Raw genomic sequence first — 19,087 nt, forward strand, 5'->3', positions numbered from 1 at the left:
GGGGTTGCTCCGATTCGGACAACCGCACCGCGGGGTGTGGCGCAGCTTGGTAGCGCGCCTCGTTCGGGACGAGGAGGTCGCAGGTTCAAATCCTGTCACCCCGACCACCACGAAGGGCCCGGCTCATGTGAGCCGGGCCCTTCGTCCTTCCGCAGGCAGGACCGCCGCTCGCGAGCGGCCAGCCCCAGTCCGTCGGCCGCTCGCCGATGCGCGTCCGCTGGCGGACGCGTCAGAGGGCGGGAGCAGCAGCCGAGGCGGTCCGGGTGATCCGGCCCTCCCGGTGCAGCCGCATGACGGTCTCGAGCGCCTGGTGCCGGTACGGGGCCTGCGCGGCACCCGGCGCGATGATCAGGCCGTCGGCACCCGTCGAGTCGAGCAGGGACGACAGCTTGTCGGCGACCTCGTCGGCGGAGCCGTACGCCTGGCGGGCGATCCGCGCGGCGATGAACCGGCGCTCGAGCTCGTCGAACTGATAGGCCCGGGCCTCGTCCATGCTCACGGGCTGCGGCTTCGCACCCTGACGCATGCGGATGAACGAGATCATGCCCGGCGCGGACTGCTCGTCGACGACTCGGGGGTCCTCGTCGGTGACGACCTGGACGCCGATCATCGACCGCGGTTCGGACAGGAACCGCGACGGACGGAACGAGGACCGGTAGAGCTCCAGCGCCGCCTCGGTGTTGTCCGCGGCGAAGTGGTGCGCGAACGCGAACGAGACGCCGAGCACGCCGGCGACCTGAGCGCTGTAGCCGGACGACCCGAGCAGCCAGAACTCCGGCACGTCGCCGTATCCCGGGACCGCCTGGATGCGCGCGAGGGGGTTCGTGGGCTCCATGCCCGTGAAGAACCCGATGAGGTCGGCGAGGCGGTCGGGGAAGTCGTCGACGTCGAGCCGGTCGGTCCGACGAAGGGCCATCGCCGTCGCCCTGTCGGTACCCGGAGCGCGTCCGAGCCCGAGGTCGACGCGGTCGCCGTAGAGGGCACGGAGCGTGCCGAACTGCTCGGCGACGACGAGTGGGGCGTGGTTCGGCAGCATGACACCGCCGCTGCCGATACGGATCGTGGACGTGGCCGCGCCCACGGCGGAGAGCAGCACCGCCGGTGCGGACGAGGTGATGCCGGGCATGCCGTGGTGCTCCGCGACCCAGAACCGCTCGTACCCGAGCCGCTCCGCGACGGTCGCGGTCTCCACGCTCCCCCGGAGCGCGTCACCGTTCGACTGCCCGTACTCCCGCGTCGCCAGGTCGAGGACGGACAGGTGCACGCTGGTGTCGGTCATGCCCACTGCAACGCCTCGTGGCGCCGCCGGATTCCCGGGAGGCACGGCCCAGGCCCACCCGCAGCGGGCCGGCACCACGGCTGGATCCCGGGAGGCACGGCTCGGGCCGGACCCGCGGCGGGCCGCCACCGCGGCTGGATCCCGGGCGGCACGGTGCGGTCGGACCGGCACCGCGCCTCCCGACCGACGTCAGTCGCCGTCGAGGACGCCGCCGGACTCGGTGAGGTAGCAGGTGGCGCAGAGCGACTCGTACGTCACGTCGGCGCCGTCGATCGCCACCTGCGACCCGGCGAAGACGAACACGCCGTCGACCTTGCGCGCGTTGAACACGGCCTTCCGGCCGCATCGGCAGATGGTCTTCAGCTCCTCGAGGGAGTGGGCGACCTCGAGGAGACGGCGGCTGCCCGGGAACGCCTCGGTCCGGAAGTCGGTGCGGATACCGTAGGCGAGCACCGGGACCTCGTCGAGGACGGCGATGCGGAGCAGGTCGTCGACCTGCCGGGGCGTGAGGAACTGGGCCTCGTCGACGAGGACGCAGCTCACCGGCCGCACCATGCCGTCGAGGGACGACGACATCGGGTCGGTCCCGCTCGCCGTGGCCACCGCGGCGCGCACGTCATCCGACCCACCGACGACGAGGTCGACGGGACGGGTCACGCCGAGGCGCGAGACGATGTGCCGGTCGCCCTTCGTGTCCACCGAGGGCTTCGCGAGGAGCACCCGCTGGCCCCGCTCCTCGTAGTTGAACGCCGCCTGGAGCAGCGCGGTGCTCTTGCCGCTGTTCATGGCGCCGTAGCGGAAGTACAGCTTCGCCACTACTGGAGGAACCCGTCCTCCGCCGCGCGCCGGATGAGATCGGACTTCTTCGATGCTGGCCGACCGACCTTGCCGTACTTCTCCCGCACGCGACGCAGGTACGTCTTGGCGGTCTCGTACTGCACGTTCATCTGCGCGGCGACCTCGTTCGTCGAGAACCCCGACACGTACAACCGGAGCGCTTCTTCCTCACCGTGGCTCAGCTTCGGCCGCTGGTGCGCGTTCGCACCGGTCGGCAGGGGACGCCAGTCGCGCTGCGGAGCGGCCTCACGAGCGACGCCCATGATGTCGCGGGCGATGTCCATGACCTCGCGCATCGGCAGCGACTTCGACAGGAACGCCGCGGCTCCGGCCTGCAGTGCACGGTCGCGGGACTCCCGCGTGTCGACGCTCGACAACACCACGACCTTTGCGCCGGCAGCACGGCAGGTCCGGACCCGGGCCTCGATCGAGACGGGTTCCTTGAGCTGGAAGTCGAGGAACACGAGGTCGGTCGGGAAGCTGTCGCTGTGCACCATCTCGAGCCAGCTGTGCGCGGTGAGCGCGAGATCGAAGTCGTAGGCGTTCACCGAGATCCAGCTCGACAGGCTGTCGAGGAGGACCTCGTGGTCGTCGAGGATCGCGAGCCGGACGCGCCGTGCGCTCTGCCCTGCTCCTTGACCCGGTGCCCCCTGAGCGGCGCGGGCGTCGCGCGCGGTGGCCGGCACGGACGTCGCTCCGGCGGGCCGGGCGTCGGCGGCAGGGAACCGCGCCGACTGCCCGTTGGTCAGCCTGTTCGGGTCAGTGCTGGTCATAAGAGAACCTTAGTGCGAGGGCGGAAGGACGGACCTCGACGTCGAGGTCCGGGAACGTCACGCGGAGGACGGCGAGGTACGGATCGAAGGCGCGGTGGATGGCGAGGTCCGTGGCTGCGACCGCGGCCTCGAGCGTGAAGCGGACGCGGCCGTCGTGGTGCGGGTCCGGCTCGATCCGGATCCGGACGCCCGCCGGGTCGACGGTGGACGCCCGGAGCACCGCGCGGACCGCCGTGCGGACGACCGTCCGCTGGTCGACGTCCATGCTGCGGATGAGTGCACCCGGATCATCGACGTGCGCGGCCTCGGCGCCGTCCGCCATGAGCGCCTGCTCGAGCCACGTGCGATCGGCCTCGGCGACCATGACGCGGCGGATGCCGTCGGCGATGGAGCGCGCGCGGGCACGGTCGGCGTCGGTGATCGCCTCGCGCCTCCGGAGCTGTTCGAAGAACGGGATGACGTCGCGGGCGAGGATGGTCACCCGGTCCTGCTGGACGCTGCGGGCGATGCCGTCCCGCTCCGCACGCTCGACCGAGTACGAGGCCGCGCGGATCTGCACCCGTTCGGCGAGACCGACGAACGTCCACGCGAACGCCACGGCCGCGGTCGTGAGCACGACGGTGGGGACGGCGGCGAGCACGGCCGACACCGCGACCGGCACGCTGGACGGGAACGCGGCGGCCACGGCCCCGAACGCCACGGCGTCGACGACCGCCAGGACCACCCCGCCGACGAGGACGTCGCGCCAGGGCCGGTAGGGCGCCATCACGAGGATGCCGACGCCCGTGACGAGCGGCATGAAGTCGTTCGCGGCGTCCCGGTCCGGGCCCCACTGCGCCGCGACGCTCGCGATCGACGCCGCCGCGAGGAGCGCGGTGTAGGCGACGAACGCCCCGCGCGCGAACGGCGCACGGAACGGACTCGTCGCGAACGCCGAGACACCGGCGGCCGCCGCGACGAGCAGCACGGTGAGCGCGGAGAGCGTGGGACTCCCCGGTACGTCTCGGGCGACGATGGAGGCCACGAGCGCCCAGACGACCGAGGCGGCCCCGGTCACGAGGGCGAGCGGGCGGGACCCGAGTGCGCCGAGCGGGTCGTACTGCTGCGGGGTCCGAGCGGGCTCGCGGCTCACGAGGCCGACCTGAGCCGGCCGTCGTCTCCGGCGGGGAACGAGGGCGCCGAGACCGCGCCGGCGCGCCGCGCGTCACCCTCGGCGGCACCGCGTCGGCCCGGTCGGAAGGGCACGGACATCATGACGCTGGTCCCGCTGCCGGGCGAGGACCACACCTGCACCTCACCACCGACGCGATCGATTCGCTGCCGCACGGAGTTGCGGAGACCGAGGCGGTCGGCGCCGGTCGTCCGCTCGTCGAAGCCCCGGCCGTCGTCGACGACCATCACGGTGCACATGAGGCCGTCGTCGAACACGCTGACTTCGGCGCGATCGGTACCGGCGTGCTTCTGGACGTTCGTCAGGCACTGCGCGAGCGCACGCGCGAGCGCGGCCGCGACCGGCTGGTCCAGCCGGGCGGTGACGCCCGGGTCGCCGGTCAGGTCGACCTGGAGGCCCGCGGACCGGCACTCCTCCACCGTCCGGTGGACCACGTCGTCGTCCGTCACGACTCGTCCCTGTGCATCGGCGTCCCGGCCCGCGTCCGGCGCCGCCAACCACTCGTGTCCGGTGAGCATCGCGAAGTCCTCGTCGACGGTCCGGGCGAGGGTGGCGTCCATGGGGCCCGCGGGGGCGAGGGCGATCGCGTTGAGGTGGTTGAGGACCGTGTCGTGGAGGATCGCCGCGGCCTCGAGCTCGATGCCCTGCCGGTACGTCGACACGTGCTCCTCGCGCGCCGACCGCAGCAGCTCGGGTTGGACGCGCTGCAACCGCGCGGTCAGCCCCGTGGCGACGCCCACGATCCCGACGACGAGCCCCATGGTCACCCACGCGAGCAGGGTCGGCACCACCTGACCGATCACCTGGGCGGTGCCGATCAACGTCGCGAGGTGACCGACCGAGAACCCGAGGATCGACCACGCGATCACCCGTCCCGTCGACGTGCTCGCCCCACCCACGAGGACGAGCGGGATGACGGCGAGCGACAAGAGGTAGGACTCGATCCAGGTGGGCGCGCCGAGGCCGCTCGCCACGACGATCGTGAACCAGTACGAGCACGCGCCCCCCACGAGCAGGAACGCCGCCGCAGAGCGCCACGTACCGATGCGTGCGTGGACGGCGATCATCACGGTCGTCGGGACGAGCGCGAGCACCGCGAGTCCGACGCGCGGCGACCCCATGACCGCGCCGTACAGCCCGAGGACCGCGACGAGTGCGACCAGTGCTGCGAGGGCGGCAGCGTGGAACGCCCGCACCAGCGACCATGCGTTCACGCGCGGCGCGAGGTGCGTTGGAATCCCGAGCATCGGTGCCGTCCCTTCCGCCGCCCTGGTGCGCCGCGGCCGATTCAACCACCACAGCGCGCGTCGTGTACCCCGAACAGTGGAGTTGGCTCGGGTTGACCTGATTGTAGCGGGCCGTCGCGACCATGGTGTGTCCCCCGAATGCCCGGACCCGAGCCCGAGAGCCGGCCCGCGACGTCGGCGGAGGCAGCGCCCGCGCGACCATGCTCGCCGGGCGTGGAGGACGACGTCAGAACAGTGTGACGACCGACCCTGCGGCGACGTCGAGGCCCCGTCGTACGCGGCCTGCCGTGGTCGGGGACACGGCGTTCGGCACCGCCGGGGCTCCAGCTGCCGGGAGGATCCGGGCCGCTGCTGCCGGGGCCACCGGGGTCGCCGCAGCAGCCGCAGCCGACGCAGCGCCCTGTGCCTCGCCGACCTCGTCACCGAAGGATGCCGCGGCCCGTTTGAGTGGCGAACCGTCGTGGAATCCCATGGAGCCCGTCGCCGGGTCCACTCGCCCCATGGGCAGGCCGTGGTCGGCGAGGATCGGCCGCATCCGCTCCGAGAGCCACCGTCGGTAGTCCCGCGGTGCGTACGCGGCATCGAGGTACATCCGCCGGTAGCGCTCGACGAGGTCCGGGTGGCGTCGTCCGAGCCAGTCCATGAACCACGGCTTGACGCCCGGCTTGAGGTGCAGGGCGGAGAACACCACGCTCGTCGCCCCGGCTGCCGCCGCACGGCCCACCGCATCCGTCAGGTGTGCCTTGGTGTCCGTGACGTACGGGAGGATCGGCATGAGGAACACGGAACAGTCGAGTCCGGCGTCGCGCACCGCGCGCACGGTCGCCAAGCGCGCGGCCGTCGAGGGCGTCCCTGGTTCCACCGACTGCTGGAGGTCGTCGTCGTACACGGCGATGGACATGGCGAGGTCCACCGGGACGCGCTCCGCGGCCTCGACGAGGATCGGGATGTCGCGACGGAGCAAGGTGCCCTTCGTCAAGATGCTGAACGGCGTGCCCGAGTCGGCGAGCGCGCGGATGATCCCGGGCATGAGCCGGTACCGCCCCTCGGCACGCTGGTACGGGTCGGTGTTCGTGCCCAGCGCGACGGGATGACGATCCCACGAGGGTCGCGCCAGCTCACGCGTGAGGACCTCGGACACGTTCGTCTTGACCACGATCTGCCGGTCGAAGTCCGCTCCGGCGTCGAACTCGAGGTAGGCGTGGGTGGGGCGGGCGAAGCAGTACACGCAGGCATGACTGCAGCCCCGATAGGGGTTGATCGTCCACCCCCACACGCCGCCGTCGTGGCCGCCGACCCGGTTGAGCGCCGACTTGGCCAGGACCTCGTGGAACGTGACCCCGGCGAACTCCGGCGTCGTCACGCTCCGGACGAACCCGCGGTTCGACGCGAGCCCGGGGAGCATCGCGTCGTCCGAGGCATCGATCGTCTGGCCGTCCCACCGCATGCCCCCATTCGAACACATGTTCGAACGGAGGTCAAGCGGCGGCGGTCAGCGGTGGAGGTGCAACGTCGCCGCGGTCCGGGTGAGCGTCTCGTCAGCGAGCGCCGGGTCGTCCGACAACCGCTTGCCGTACGTCGGCACCATTCCCCGGATGGCATCCGCCCAGCGGTCCCGGCGGTCGGGGAAGCAGCGCTCGAGCAGCCCGAGCATGATCGGCACCGCGGTCGACGCCCCGGGCGAGGCGCCGAGCAGCCCGGCGATGCTGCCGTCCGCCGAGGTGATGACCTCGGTGCCGAACTGCAGGACACCGCCTCGCTCGCGGTCGGGCTTGATGACCTGGACGCGCTGTCCCGCCGTGATCCGGTGCCAGTCCCCCGGCTGTGCGGACGGCATGAAGTCCCGGAGCGCGGCGAACTTGCGGGACCGGCTCGCGAGCAGCTGCCCGACCAGGTAGCGGACCAGGTCCATGTTCGAGAACGCGACCGACAGCATCGGCCGCAGGTTGTGGAGCCGGATCGACCGGAAGAGATCCGACCACGAGCCCTGCTTGAGGAACTTCGGGCTGAACCCGGCGTACGGCCCGAACATCAGACTCGCCTGACCGTCGACGATCCGCGTGTCCAAGTGCGGCACCGACATGGGCGGCGCACCGACCGACGCCTTGCCGTAGACCTTGGCGGCGTGCTTGACCACGACCGCCGGGTCGTCGGAGCGGAGGAACTCACCGCTCACGGGGAACCCGCCGTAGCCGCGGATCTCCGGGATGCCGGAGCGCTGGAGGAGCTGGAGCGCGCCACCGCCGGCACCCACGAAGACGAACTTCGCTGCGATGCGGGACCTCGACTGCCCCACCTCGTTCTTGACGAGGAGCTCCCAGGCGCCGTCCTTCCGGCGCGACACGTTCTTCACGACGTGGTTCGACTCGAACTGGACGCCGTCCCGGCGCAGCCCGTCGACGAGCTGACGCGTCAACGAACCGAAGTCGACGTCGGACCCGGCGGGCGAGTACGTCGCCGCGATGGGCTGCGACCGCTTCCGGCCGGGGATGAGCGCGGGCGCCCACCGGCGGATCTGGCGTGCGTCGTCGCTGTACTCGAGGCCGGCGAAGAGCGGGTGGTCCTTCATCGCCTCGTACCGTGTGCGCATGTAGGACACGTTGTCCTCGCCCCAGACGAAGCTGATGTGCGGCGTCGGGTTGATGAAGGTCTCGGGAGCGGCGAGCGCGCCGGTCTCGACGAGGTGCGCCCAGAACTGCCGCGAGACCTGGAACTGCTCGTTGACGCCGATGGCCTTGCTGATGTCCACGGAACCGTCGGGCAGCTCCGGCGTGTAGTTCAGCTCACAGAGCGCCGAGTGCCCGGTTCCCGCGTTGTTCCAGGGGTTGGAGGACTCCTCGGCGACGTCGGCGAGGCGCTCGTAGATCCGGATGGACCAGTCCGGCTCGAGACGGTGGATGAGCGCGCCCAGCGTCGCGCTCATGATGCCACCGCCGATCAGGACGACGTCCAACGGCTGCACTGGCTTCTCTGGCACCCGATGATCCTACCGGCGGCGGTCCGACACCGGCTGCGCCGGGACCGGGAGGCACGGCCTGGGTCAGGCGACGACCGCGCGGCGGGCGAGCACCGCCTCCGCGATCTGGACCGCGTTGAGCGCAGCACCCTTCCGGAGGTTGTCGTTGCTGACGAAGAGGGCGAGCCCGTGCCCCTCGGGTGCCGAGCGGTCCGTCCGGATCCGCCCGACGAAGCTCGGGTCGGCGCCGGCGGCCTGCAGGGGCGTCGGGACCTCGGACAACTGCACGCCCGGTGCGGCGGCGAGGACCTCCGACGCTCGCTCCGGCGTCAGGGGGCGCGCGAACTCCGCGTTCACCGAGATCGAGTGCCCCGTGAACACCGGGACCCGGACGCAGGTCCCCGCGACGAGCAGGTCGGGCAGCTCGAGGATCTTGCGGCTCTCGTTCCGGAGCTTCTGCTCCTCGTCCGTCTCGCCCCAGCCGTCGTCGACGATGCTGCCCGCGAGGGGGATGACGTCGAAGGCGATCGGCGCGACGTACTTCGTGGGCTCCGGGAAGGTCACGGCGGAGCCGTCGTGCGTGAGGGCCGCGGCGTCCTGCTCGAGCGCCGCCCGGGCCTGCCCGAGCAGTTCCTCCACACCGGCGAGGCCGCTGCCGGAGACGGCCTGGTACGTCGTCGCGACGAGCCGGCGCAGACCGGCCTCGGCATCGAGCACCTTGAGGACCGGCATGATCGCCATGGTCGTGCAGTTCGGGTTCGCGATGATGCCCTTGCGTGCCTCGTCGATCGCATGCGGGTTGACCTCGCTCACGACGAGCGGGACATCCGGGTCCATCCGCCAGGCGCTCGAGTTGTCGATGACGAGCGCCCCCGCGGCGGCGAAGCGCGGTGCCAGGGTCCGGGATCCCGATGCCCCGGCGGAGAACAGGGCGATGTCGATGCCCGTCGGGTCCGCGGTCGCCGAGTCCTCGACGACGATGTCCTCGCCCCGGAACGGCAACGTCGTGCCTGCGGAGCGGGCGGTGGCGAAGAACCGGACCGTCGTGGCGGGGAAGGCACGGTCCTCCAGCAGACGGCGCATGACCGTGCCGACCTGCCCTGTGGCGCCGACGACGGCGACGGTGAGCTCGCTCATGGTGTCTCCTGTCTACCGGCCGGTGCCGGCGTAGACGACGGCTTCGACGTCGGCGTCGAGACCGAACGCCGAGTGGACGACGCGCATCGCCTCGTTCAGGGTGTCGGCCCGCGTGACGACCGAGATTCGGATCTCGCTCGTCGAGATCATCTCGATGTTGATCGAGGCCTCGTGGAGCGCACGGAACAGCTGCGCCGACACCCCGGCGTTCGTCCGCATGCCGGCACCGACCAGGGCGAGCTTGCCGATCTGGTCGTCGTACTGCACGGTCTCGTAGCCGATGCTCGCCTTCGAGGCCTCGAGCGCGGTGAGGACCCCGGAGCCCTGCGACTTCGGCAGCGTGAACGAGATGTCGGTGCGGCCGGTCGCCGCGGCGGAGACGTTCTGCACGATCATGTCGATGTTCGCGCCGGCCCGGGCGACGGTCGTGAAGATCTCGGCCGCCTTGCCCGGCTGGTCGGGCACGCCGACCACCGTGATCTTGCCCTCGGAGAGGTCGCCGGCGATGCCGGTGATGATCGGTTCTTCCACGGACTCCCCCTCGGCAGGGTTGTAGACGATGGTGCCCTCGGTGTTGTTGAACGAGGACCGGACATGCAGGGTGACGCCGTGCCGCCGGGCGTACTCGACGGCGCGGATGTAGAGGACCTTGGCGCCCGCGGCCGCGAGCTCCAGCATCTCCTCGCTCGTGATGCGGTCGATCTTGCGCGCCTTCGGGACGACCCGCGGGTCGGCGCTGAAGATGCCGTCGACGTCGGTGTAGATCTCGCACACGTCGGCACCGAGGGCAGCGGCCAGGGCGACGGCGGTCGTGTCGGAGCCACCGCGGCCGAGGGTGGTGATCTCGCCCGTCGTGCGGTTGAAGCCCTGGAACCCCGCGACGATCGCCACGTGCCCGGCGTCGAGGGCCTCACGGACGCGCTTCGGGGTGACGTCGACGATCCGGGCACGGCCGTGCTGGGCGTCGGTCAGCATGCCCGCCTGGCTGCCGGTGTACGAGCTGGCTTCGACCCCGAGGCTCTTGATCGCCATCGCGAGCAGCGCCATCGAGATCCGCTCGCCCGCGGTGAGGAGCATGTCCAGCTCGCGACCGGACGGCAACGGGGTGACCTGGTTCGCGAGGTCGAGGAGCTCGTCCGTCGTGTCGCCCATCGCGGAGACGGCCACGACGACGTCGTTGCCGGCCTTCTTCGTCTGGACGATCCGCTTGGCCACGCGCTTGATGCTCTCGGCGTCCGCGACGGACGAGCCACCGAACTTCTGCACGATCAATGCCACTGACGAACTCCTGGACTCCCACGGACGCGGTCCGCCGATTCTACCGAGTGTCCTCGGACTGTTGCGTCGCGTGCACGCCGCACGCAGGACCCCGGGTGGTCGCCGACCGGCACCCGTCGACCGGGAGGCCCGGGTCAACCGCCCACGAGCCGGCGCCCCTCGAAAGCGCGTCCGAGCGTGACCTCGTCGGCGTACTCGAGATCCCCACCGACCGGGAGTCCGGAAGCGAGGCGCGTCGTCCGGACCCCCATCGGCACGAGGAGCCGGCTGAGGTAGGTGGCCGTGGCCTCGCCCTCGAGATTCGGATCGGTCGCGATGATGACCTCGTCCACGATGCCGTCCGCGAGCCGCGTCAGCAGACCCTGGATGCGGAGGTCGTCGGGGCCGACGCCGTCGATCGGGCTGATCGCGCCGCCCAGCACGTGGTACAGCCCGCGGAACTCACGGGTCCGCTCGATCGCGGCGACGTCCTTGGCCTCCTCGACCACGCAGATGACCGCGGGCGAGCGGCGGGGATCGCGGCAGATGCTGCAGCGTTCGGTCTCGGTCACGTTCCCGCAGACCTCGCAGAAGCGGACCTTCTCCTTGACCGTCATGAGGAGTTCCGCGAGGCGCGTCGGGTCGAACGACTCGGTCTGCAGGATGTGGAACGCGATCCGCTGCGCGGACTTCGGACCGATCCCCGGCAGACGGCCGAACTCGTCGATGATGTCCTGGACGATGCCGTCGTACATGGTCAGAAGCCTCCGGACCCGCTGCTGTCGAGCGTGGTCTCCTCGATGAACTGGGCCCCGAGGATCTCACGGACGACCGCCTCGCCGTAGCGTCCGGGGACCGGCACACGGGCGGGCCGCTCGGGCGCCGACGGGGCCGTCCGGGCGGGAGCTGGGGTGCCGCCCCCGCGGGGTGCGGATGCCGACGGTGCTCGTCCTCCCGTGGGTACGGGCCCCGCGGCGGATCGACCCGACGGGCCCGGGTCCGGGAACGGCGCTCCGTCGTCGTAGGGCTCGTCGTCGAGGGGGTAGTCGTCGACCGGCACGTCGCTCGGTCCGCCTGCGACAGCCGGGGTGCTGGCCGGACCACGGACGGCACCGGCAGCGGGCGCGCTCGTCGGGGCACCCGCGGGCGCACCGCCCGTCCGTCCGGCCGGCGCGACGGCGGCCGGTGCCGTGCCGTCCGGGCTCGACGCCACCCCGAAGGGCGCGGCCCAGGACGGCTCGACGTCGTCCGGGACGGCATCTGCAGTGGGATCGGACGCCGGGATCGTCGCGACCACCCAGTCGGTGACCGGGCCGGTGGGCGCGGGGGCCGGCGCGGCTGCGGATGCTCGGGACGGAGCAGGCGCGGCTGCTGGCGCCGATCCCCCGGCTGAGGCCGGCACCTGTGCGCTGCTCTGCTCGGAGGATCCGCGAGCGCCGTCACGCGTCGGCGCCGCCGGTGCGGACTCGGGCGCCGACTGGCGCTCGGGCGCCGACTGGCGCTCGGGTGTCGCCTGACGCTCCGGCACCGCCTGACGCTCCGGCACCGCCTGACGCTCGGGTGTCGCCTGACGCTCCGGCACCGCCTGACGCTCGGGTGTCGCCTGACGCTCCGGCACCGTCTGACGCTCGGATGCGGGCCGTCCCGCGTCCGGGTTCGACCCAGCGGGTGCCGGCCCGCGAGCGACGAACTTCACACGGACGCCGAGCACATCGAGGATGGCGGCCCGGAGGTACTCGCTGACGCTGTCCTTCGGGTCGGTCATCTGCTTGAACGACGCGACGTCCTGCTGACTCGGGAACGTCAGTGTGAGGACGTCGTCCGTGAAGGCGGTCACCTGCGCGGTCACGACGACCATCCAGGCGGACCGCCGAGCGCGCTGCACGTGCTCGACGACCTGCGGCCAGCTGTCCCGCACCTGTTGCACGCCCAGCTCGCCGACGGCCCGGACCGCCGGCGAGGCCGCGAGCGCCGCGCCGACACCGGTCGACGAGGGCGAGCCCGCACCCGAGGGCGCGCTGCCGGTCGTGGGGACGACCTCGACCGCGCCGGGGACCGCGCGCTGCTCGTCATCGTCGGCCCGTTCGGTCCCGGACGCGCTGGCCGGGGCAGCAGCAGCGGTGGCACGGGTCGAAGCCGGGGTCGGCGCGGCCGGCGTCGGCGCCGGCGCCGGCGCGGGTGCGGCAGCCGGTGCGCTTGACGTGACGACAGCGACGGGCGCAGAACCGGTCGTGCCCCCGGCGTCACCGACGCCGACGCGACGCTCGAGGCGCTCGACGCGCGCCAGGGCGCCCCGCTGGCTGTCATCGCTCTCCGGCACGAGCATCCGCGCCACCATGAGTTCGAGGTGCAGGCGGGGCGACGTCGCGCCGGTCATCTCGGTGAGCGCACGGTTCGCGATGTCGGCCGCGCGCGAGAGCCCGACCGCGCCGAAGACGGCCGCCTGCCGCGTCATCGTCTCGAGTTCCTCGGGCGAGACTCCGCGCAACACGGCCGCAGCGCCCTCGTTGGTGGCGGCGACGACGATGAGGTCGCGGAGCCGTTCGAGCAGGTCCTCGACGAAGCGACGCGGATCCTGACCTGTCTGCACGACGCGGTCGACGGCCGAGAACGCCGAGGCCGGATCCGCCACGGCGAGCGCGTCCACGACGTCGTCGAGCAGGGCGGCATCGGTGTACCCGAGGAGTGCGACCGCGCGGTCGTAGGCGATCGTGCGGTCCTCGCTCCCGGCCATCAGCTGGTCGAGGAGCGACAGGGTGTCCCGAACCGATCCCCCGCCGGCCCGGACGACGAGCGGCAGGACACCGGGCGCCACCGACACGGACTCCTGCGCACACAGCTGCTCGACGTACTCGAGCATGGACGCCGGCGGCACGAGCCGGAACGGGTAGTGGTGGGTCCGCGAGCGGATGGTCCCGATGACCTTCTCGGGCTCGGTCGTCGCGAAGATGAACTTGACGTGCTCCGGTGGTTCCTCCACCAACTTGAGGAGTGCGTTGAACCCCTGCGGCGTGACCATGTGGGCCTCGTCGAGGATGAAGATCTTGTAGCGGTCGCGTGCCGGGGCGAACACGGCGCGGTCGCGGAGGTCGCGTGCGTCGTCCACGCCGTTGTGGCTGGCTGCGTCGATCTCGATGACGTCGAGCGACCCGCCGCCGTCCCGTGCCAGCTCCACACAGCTCGGGCACACTCCGCATGGCGTGTCCGTCGGGCCCTGAGCGCAGTTGAGACACCGCGCGAGGATCCGTGCCGACGTGGTCTTGCCACAACCCCTCGGTCCGCTGAAGAGGTAGGCGTGGTTGACGCGGTCTGCCCGGAGTGCTGTCCGCAGCGGATCGGTCACCTGCGACTGGCCGATGAGTTCGGCGAAGTTCTCGGGCCGGTAACGGCGATACAAGGCGGTGACCACGCCACCAGGGTAATCGGCGCCGCCGACACCGGGGGTCGCTCTCCACAGACCCCGGCGATGTCAGCTCGTGGTCCCGGCGCTCGCTGGCGAACCTGGACGTCGACCCAGAAAGGGTGTACCGATCAGTCCGTGGAGCGGTATCGTCCACGTACGGCCACGGCGCGACCGACCATCGCAGGACCATCCGTGGCGGATCAGGATCAGGAGTCGAGCTCATGAATGAGCGGTTGACGCTGTCGTGCACGCTGCGCCGGACGATCGTCCGGACCACCGTGGCGCGGACGGCTGGCCGGGCTCGGAACGGCACCACGACGAGCGCCTGATCGCGGGCTCCGGGAGCCTCGGCCCCCGGAAGCCGGGGCGCGTCGGTGTTCGGGTCATCGCCGCCCCGGCCCCTCGGAGCGGCGGACGACGATGTTCGGGTCATCCTCGTCCGCCGCTCCCTCATGCGTGTCAGGGCCGCGTCCGCGCCGCTGCCCAGCGGCCGCAACCGATCCGACGGACGCGCACCGCGGACCGGACTCGGGGAACGGAGGGTCGGTGCCGGCCGTGGCGGTCCGCGCCGGACGCCGGACAGCGCCACCGGTCCCCTGCAGCGGTCTCCGAGCAACCGTGATCGACCGGTTCCAGCGGGCGGCGGCGGAACGAGAAGACTCCCCACGTACCCGCCAGAGCCCGGTTGCCCTTGCTGCGTTTCCGCCCTGGGGGAGTTGGCCTGGATGGCGTCACGTGAGGAGCCGCCGACAGTCTAGCGGACGCCTCGCCCGTTCATCGACGCGCACTCAGCCGCGGGCGGTTCAGTGGAGGCATGAAGATCGTCATCGCCGGAGGACACGGCAAGATCGCCCTGCTGCTCGAACGGCTCATCACGCAGGCGGGACACGACGCGGTCGGGATCGTCCGCAACCCGGCGCATGTCGCCGACGTCGAGGCCACCGGCGCGACCGCGATCGTCCGGGATCTCGAGCAGATGGACGAGGACGACCTGGCGGTGGACCTCGAGCAGGCCGACGCCGTCGTGTTCGCGGCGGGCGCCGGACCGAACAGCGGTGCCGAACGCAAGTTCGCGGTCGACCGCGACGCCGCGATCCTGCTCGCCGACGCCGCCTCGCGGGTCTCGGTGCCGCGGTACGTGCTCATCTCGGCCATGGGCGCCGACTCGTACGACCCGGCCACGGCGGTTCTGCCTGCCGCGGACGACCGCGCGGTGTTCCAGGTCTACCTGCGGGCGAAGGCGGAGGCGGACGCGAACATCCGCGCACGCGGGTTCCAGTGGACGATCGTGCGTCCCGGAGGTCTCCTCGACACCCCGGGCCAGGGCACCGTCCGCGCCGGCACCGAGGTGCCCCGTGGTTCCGTCTCGCGGGCCGACGTCGCGGCGATCGTCCTGGAGGCCCTGCTCGCGGGTGCCGCGATCGGTCGCCAGTTCGAGCTCACGTCGGGCGACGTGCCGATCCACGAGGCGCTCGCGGCGCTCTGAGGCGGCGGCGCGCCACGGCCCGCATCTGAGGCGGCGGCGGGTCACGGCCGCATCAGCCCGGGCGGCAGCAGCGGCGCGCGCTGGAGATCTTGGGGACGCGCCGGCGGCGCCACGACGCCGACGCGGACGCCGGGCGAGCCCGCGAGTCCGGCAGATCAGTGCAGTGCCACAGCGGCGGACTGCCGTGCGATCTCCAGCTCCTCGTTCGTCGGGATCACGAGCACCGCGACCCGGGAGCGGTCGGTCGAGATCCGCCGCGCACGGCTGGAGTGCAGGTCGTTGCGGTCGTGGTCGACCTCGATCCCCAGGTGCTCGAGCCCGGCCAGGACCCGGCGCCGCAGGAGCGCGTTGTTCTCGCCCACACCCGCCGTGAACACGACGGCGTCGAGGCCGCCGAGCTGGGCGGTGTACGCGCCGACGTACCGGCGGATCCGGTGTCGGTAGACGGCGAGCGCCGCCTCCGCCCGGTCGTCACCCTCGGACGCGTCGCTCTGGACGTCCCGCATGTCCCCGTTCCCGGTGAGTCCGAGCAGGCCCGACTGCTTGTTGAGCATGGTGTCGAGGTCCTCGAAGGACATGCCTGCCTCGCGGTGCAGGTGGATGAGGATCGCGGGGTCGAGGTCGCCCGAGCGGGTCCCCATGACGAGCCCCTCGAGCGGCGTCAGGCCCATCGACGTCTCGATGCTGCGCCCTCCGTCGATCGCGGCGGCGGACGCCCCGTTGCCGAGGTGCAGGACGATCGTCTTGAGCTGCTCGAGCGGGCGGCCGAGGAACACCGCGGTCTGCTCGGACACGTACTTGTGGCTCGTCCCGTGCGCGCCGTACCGCCGGATCGCGTAGCACTGCGCGAGGTCCGCCGGGATCGCGTACGTGTAGGCCTCCGGCGGCATGGTCTGGTGGAACGCGGTGTCGAAGACGGCGACCTGCGGCACGTCCGCGAACACGTGCTGTGCGGCCCGGATACCCTCGAGGTTGGCCGGGTTGTGCAGCGGTGCGAGGGCGGACAGGGCGTCGATCCGCGCTTCGACCTCGGGCGTGATGACGGTGGCGCGGTCGAAGTCGGTGCCGCCGTGGACGACTCGGTGGCCGACGACGGCGGGCGGCTCGTCGTCGAACGAGGGTCCGACGGCGGCGAAAGCGTCGAGCATCGCGCGGAACCCGGCGGCGTGGTCCGGCACGTGGGCGTCGTCGTTCGAGGTGGACTTGCCGGTCAGGGCGTTCGTGTGCTTGGTGGCGCCGGAGGACTCCCCGATGCGCTCGACCAGCCCGGACGCGAGCATGCGCTCCCCCTCGAGCTCGATGAGCTGGTACTTGAAGGAGCTCGATCCGGAGTTGACGACGAGTGCTGTGGTCACGATGCCTGCTTCCTGGGTTCGGCGCTGGTCCCGGCCTGGATGGCGGTGATCGCGACGGTGTTGACGATGTCCCCGACGAGTGCGCCGCGCGACAGGTCGTTGATCGGCTTGCGCAGCCCCTGCAGGACGGGCCCGATCGCGACCGCGCCGGCGGACCGCTGCACGGCCTTGTACGTGTTGTTGCCGGTGTTGAGGTCCGGGAAGATGAACACCGTCGCGCGGCCGGCGACCGGCGAGTCCGGCATCTTGGCGCGGGCGACGGTGGGATCGGCGGCGGCGTCGTACTGGATCGGGCCCTCGACGAGCAGCTCGGGGTGCCGTTCGCGGACGAACGCGGTGGCGGCCCGCACCTTGTCGACGTCCGCCCCGGATCCGCTGTCCCCGGTCGAGTAGCTGAGCATGGCGACGCGCGGTTCGATGCCGAACTGCGCGGCGGTTGCCGCGCTGGACGTCGCGATGTCCGCGAGCTGTTCGCTGGTCGGGTCCGGCACCACGGCGCAGTCGCCATACACGAGGACGCGGTCGGCGAGCGCCATGAGGAACACGCTCGACACGATCGACACGTCGGGCCGGGTCTTGATGATCTCGAACGCGGGGCGGATCGTGTGCGCGGTGGTGTGCCGGGCTCCGGACACCATGCCGTCGGCGAGGCCGAGGTGCACCATGAGCGTGCCGAAGTAGGACACGTCCGTCACCCGGTCGCGCGCCAGCTCGACGGTCATGCCCTTGTGTGCGCGGACACGGGCGTACTCCTCGGCGAACCGTTCACGGAGCGGTTCGGCGGAGGGGTCGACCACGTCGGCGGCGTCGAGGTCGAGCCCGAGCTCGGCCGCGCGGGTGCGGACCGCCGTCGGGTCCCCGAGGATCGTGAGGTCGCAGACGTCGCGCTGCAGGAGCGTCGATGCGGCCCGGAGGATCCGGTCGTCGTCCCCCTCGGGCAGGACGATGCGCTTCCGGAGCTCCCGAGCGCGGTCGATCAGACCGTGCTCGAACATGAGCGGCGTCACGACGGACGACGGTCCGACCTCGAGCCGGGCGAGGAGTTCGTCCGCGTCGACGTGCCGCTCGAACAGCGACAGGGCGAGGTCGGTCTTGCGCGGCGAGTCCGCCGCGAGGCGCCCCCGGGTCTGCGTGATCCGCAGCGCCGTGTCGTAGGTGCCGAGCCCGTTGCGGGCGATGGGCAGGGTGCTCGACAGACCCTCGAGGAGGCGCTGGATCTGCGGCGAGGTCTCGAACCCGCCGTTGAGGACGACCCCGGCGAGCGAGGGGAACGTCTCCGAGTCGTTCGCGAGCAGCGTCGCGATGAGGACGTCGGTGCGGTCGCCCGGGACGACGACGATCCCGCCCTCGATGAGCCGGGGCAGAACGTTCTCCATACTCATGGCGGCGACCACCGTGCCGAGGGCCTCGCGGTCGAGCAGGGCCTCGTCACCGCTGACCAGGGTGGCGTCCGTCGCGGCGAGCACGGCACGTACCGTCGGGGCGACGAGCACGGCGTCCTCGGGGATCGCCCAGACCGGCGTGCCCGGGTGCTCTGTCGCGATCGCACTGCGGATGCCGGCGACGACCTCGTCGATGCGCTCCGGCGCGGTGCGGTTCGCGACGACCCCGAGCAACGACGCGTGGGCGGCGCGGAGTTCGCTCGTGGTCAACTCCGCGATCTGTCGGACGTCGTCGCCGGTCCGGGCGCCGCGCTCGGAGCTGCTCCGCCCGCCGAGCACGAGGAGGACCGGTGCGCCGAGGTTCGCCGCGATGCGCGCGTTGTACGACAGCTCGGTCGGGCTGCCGACGTCGGTGTAGTCGGAACCGACGACGACCACCGCGTCGCACTGCCGCTCGACGAGCGCGAACCGGTTCACGATCGTGGCGAGCGCCCCGTCGGGGTCCGCGTGGACGTCCTCGTAGGTCACCCCCACGGCGTCGTCGTAGTCGATGCCCGCCGATGTGTGCTGGAGCAGCAGCTCGAGGACGTAATCCCGCTCGGCGGTCGACCGCGCCACGGGCCGGAAGACGCCGACCCGGCCGACGGTCCGCGCGAGGGTCTCGAGCACCCCGAGGGCCACGGTGCTCTTGCCGGTGTGCCCTTCTGCTGACGTGATGTAGATGCGGGTCGACACCTCCCCAGGATAGGACCGGGGGGCCGGGTGCCGCCCCAGGGCGCGGTGCCGCGGTCGTCGGCCCGCCTC

Annotated in this window: 14 protein-coding genes, 1 tRNA gene and 1 other RNA gene; 2 read left to right on the forward strand and 14 right to left on the reverse strand. The window is 71.9% G+C overall.

All coding sequences use genetic code 11. From position 1 onward, the window contains the following. Positions 1-30 precede the first annotated feature (30 nt). Positions 31-107: transfer RNA gene (locus DEI86_RS08360), tRNA-Pro, on the forward strand. 122 nt (positions 108-229) lie between these two features. On the opposite strand, the gene DEI86_RS08365 is transcribed toward DEI86_RS08360, so the two are convergent. From DEI86_RS08365 to ffs, 12 genes are all read right to left on the reverse strand, one after another. Continuing rightward, entirely contained in the window at positions 230-1,279 is a 1,050-nt protein-coding gene (locus DEI86_RS08365; RefSeq protein WP_111049341.1) for an LLM class flavin-dependent oxidoreductase, read from the reverse strand. Between the two features lie 189 nt (positions 1,280-1,468). Beyond that, positions 1,469-2,095 carry a thymidine kinase gene (locus DEI86_RS08370; RefSeq protein ID WP_111009475.1) on the reverse strand — a complete coding sequence of 209 codons (627 nt, stop codon included), beginning with the start codon at positions 2,093-2,095 and terminating at the stop codon, positions 1,469-1,471. Continuing rightward, positions 2,095-2,889, reverse strand: a complete 795-nt coding sequence (locus DEI86_RS08375; protein WP_258370171.1) for a response regulator — start codon at positions 2,887-2,889, stop codon at positions 2,095-2,097. The genes DEI86_RS08370 and DEI86_RS08375 overlap by 1 nt, the downstream gene beginning before the upstream one ends. Continuing rightward, entirely contained in the window at positions 2,876-4,021 is a 1,146-nt protein-coding gene (locus DEI86_RS08380) for a hypothetical protein (RefSeq protein WP_111049285.1), read from the reverse strand. The genes DEI86_RS08375 and DEI86_RS08380 overlap by 14 nt, the downstream gene beginning before the upstream one ends. Further along, entirely contained in the window at positions 4,018-5,307 is a 1,290-nt protein-coding gene (locus DEI86_RS08385; RefSeq protein WP_146244889.1) for a sensor histidine kinase, read from the reverse strand. Before DEI86_RS08385 ends, DEI86_RS08380 begins: the two co-directional genes overlap by 4 nt. A 226-nt stretch (positions 5,308-5,533) precedes the next feature. Next, a complete protein-coding gene (locus DEI86_RS08390) occupies positions 5,534-6,754 on the reverse strand; it encodes an Rv2578c family radical SAM protein (RefSeq protein ID WP_111049287.1) in 1,221 nt (406 codons plus the stop codon). A gap of 45 nt (positions 6,755-6,799) precedes the next feature. Continuing rightward, entirely contained in the window at positions 6,800-8,284 is a 1,485-nt protein-coding gene (locus DEI86_RS08395; protein WP_111049288.1) for a malate:quinone oxidoreductase, read from the reverse strand. Between the two features lie 63 nt (positions 8,285-8,347). After that, entirely contained in the window at positions 8,348-9,400 is a 1,053-nt protein-coding gene (locus DEI86_RS08400; protein WP_111009470.1) for an aspartate-semialdehyde dehydrogenase, read from the reverse strand. Positions 9,401-9,412: 12 nt separating this feature from the next. Next, a complete protein-coding gene (locus tag DEI86_RS08405; RefSeq protein ID WP_111013516.1) occupies positions 9,413-10,678 on the reverse strand; it encodes an aspartate kinase in 1,266 nt (421 codons plus the stop codon). A 134-nt stretch (positions 10,679-10,812) separates the two neighbouring features. After that, positions 10,813-11,412 (reverse strand): recombination mediator RecR, encoded by a 600-nt coding sequence (gene recR, locus DEI86_RS08410; protein WP_111049289.1) that lies wholly within the window; start codon positions 11,410-11,412, stop codon positions 10,813-10,815. Positions 11,413-11,414: 2 nt separating this feature from the next. Beyond that, positions 11,415-14,066: a DNA polymerase III subunit gamma and tau gene (locus tag DEI86_RS08415; protein ID WP_111049290.1), complete on the reverse strand. Its 2,652-nt coding sequence runs from the start codon at positions 14,064-14,066 to the stop codon at positions 11,415-11,417. Between the two features lie 645 nt (positions 14,067-14,711). Then, an RNA gene (gene ffs / locus DEI86_RS08420) (signal recognition particle sRNA small type) lies at positions 14,712-14,808 on the reverse strand. Positions 14,809-14,874: 66 nt separating this feature from the next. On the opposite strand from ffs, the gene DEI86_RS08425 reads away from it, so the two are divergent. Further along, positions 14,875-15,546 carry an SDR family oxidoreductase gene (locus DEI86_RS08425; RefSeq protein WP_111049291.1) on the forward strand — a complete coding sequence of 224 codons (672 nt, stop codon included), beginning with the start codon at positions 14,875-14,877 and terminating at the stop codon, positions 15,544-15,546. A gap of 155 nt (positions 15,547-15,701) precedes the next feature. On the opposite strand, the gene DEI86_RS08430 is transcribed toward DEI86_RS08425, so the two are convergent. Continuing rightward, complete coding sequence (locus tag DEI86_RS08430; RefSeq protein WP_111049292.1) at positions 15,702-16,901, reverse strand: acetate/propionate family kinase; 1,200 nt, start codon at positions 16,899-16,901, stop codon at positions 15,702-15,704. Further along, the gene (pta, locus tag DEI86_RS08435; RefSeq protein WP_111036798.1) at positions 16,898-19,018 is read right to left on the reverse strand and encodes a phosphate acetyltransferase; all 2,121 of its coding nucleotides are present in this window, start codon (positions 19,016-19,018) and stop codon (positions 16,898-16,900) included. The genes DEI86_RS08430 and pta overlap by 4 nt, the downstream gene beginning before the upstream one ends. Positions 19,019-19,087: the final 69 nt, after the last annotated feature.

This window comes from Curtobacterium sp. MCBD17_028, from assembly GCF_003234875.1.
GTDB lineage: Bacteria > Actinomycetota > Actinomycetes > Actinomycetales > Microbacteriaceae > Curtobacterium.

Excerpts from the sequence above, each read along its gene's own strand:
- DEI86_RS08385 (WP_146244889.1), bottom strand. The coding sequence starts at position 5,307 with ATGCTCGGGATTCCAACGCACCTCGCGCCGCGCGTGAACGCATGGTCG.
- DEI86_RS08425 (WP_111049291.1), top strand. The coding sequence starts at position 14,875 with ATGAAGATCGTCATCGCCGGAGGACACGGCAAGATCGCCCTGCTGCTC.
- recR (WP_111049289.1), bottom strand. The coding sequence starts at position 11,412 with ATGTACGACGGCATCGTCCAGGACATCATCGACGAGTTCGGCCGTCTG.
- DEI86_RS08365 (WP_111049341.1), bottom strand. The coding sequence starts at position 1,279 with ATGACCGACACCAGCGTGCACCTGTCCGTCCTCGACCTGGCGACGCGG.
- DEI86_RS08390 (WP_111049287.1), bottom strand. The coding sequence starts at position 6,754 with ATGCGGTGGGACGGCCAGACGATCGATGCCTCGGACGACGCGATGCTC.
- DEI86_RS08400 (WP_111009470.1), bottom strand. The coding sequence starts at position 9,400 with ATGAGCGAGCTCACCGTCGCCGTCGTCGGCGCCACAGGGCAGGTCGGC.
- DEI86_RS08375 (WP_258370171.1), bottom strand. The coding sequence starts at position 2,889 with ATGACCAGCACTGACCCGAACAGGCTGACCAACGGGCAGTCGGCGCGG.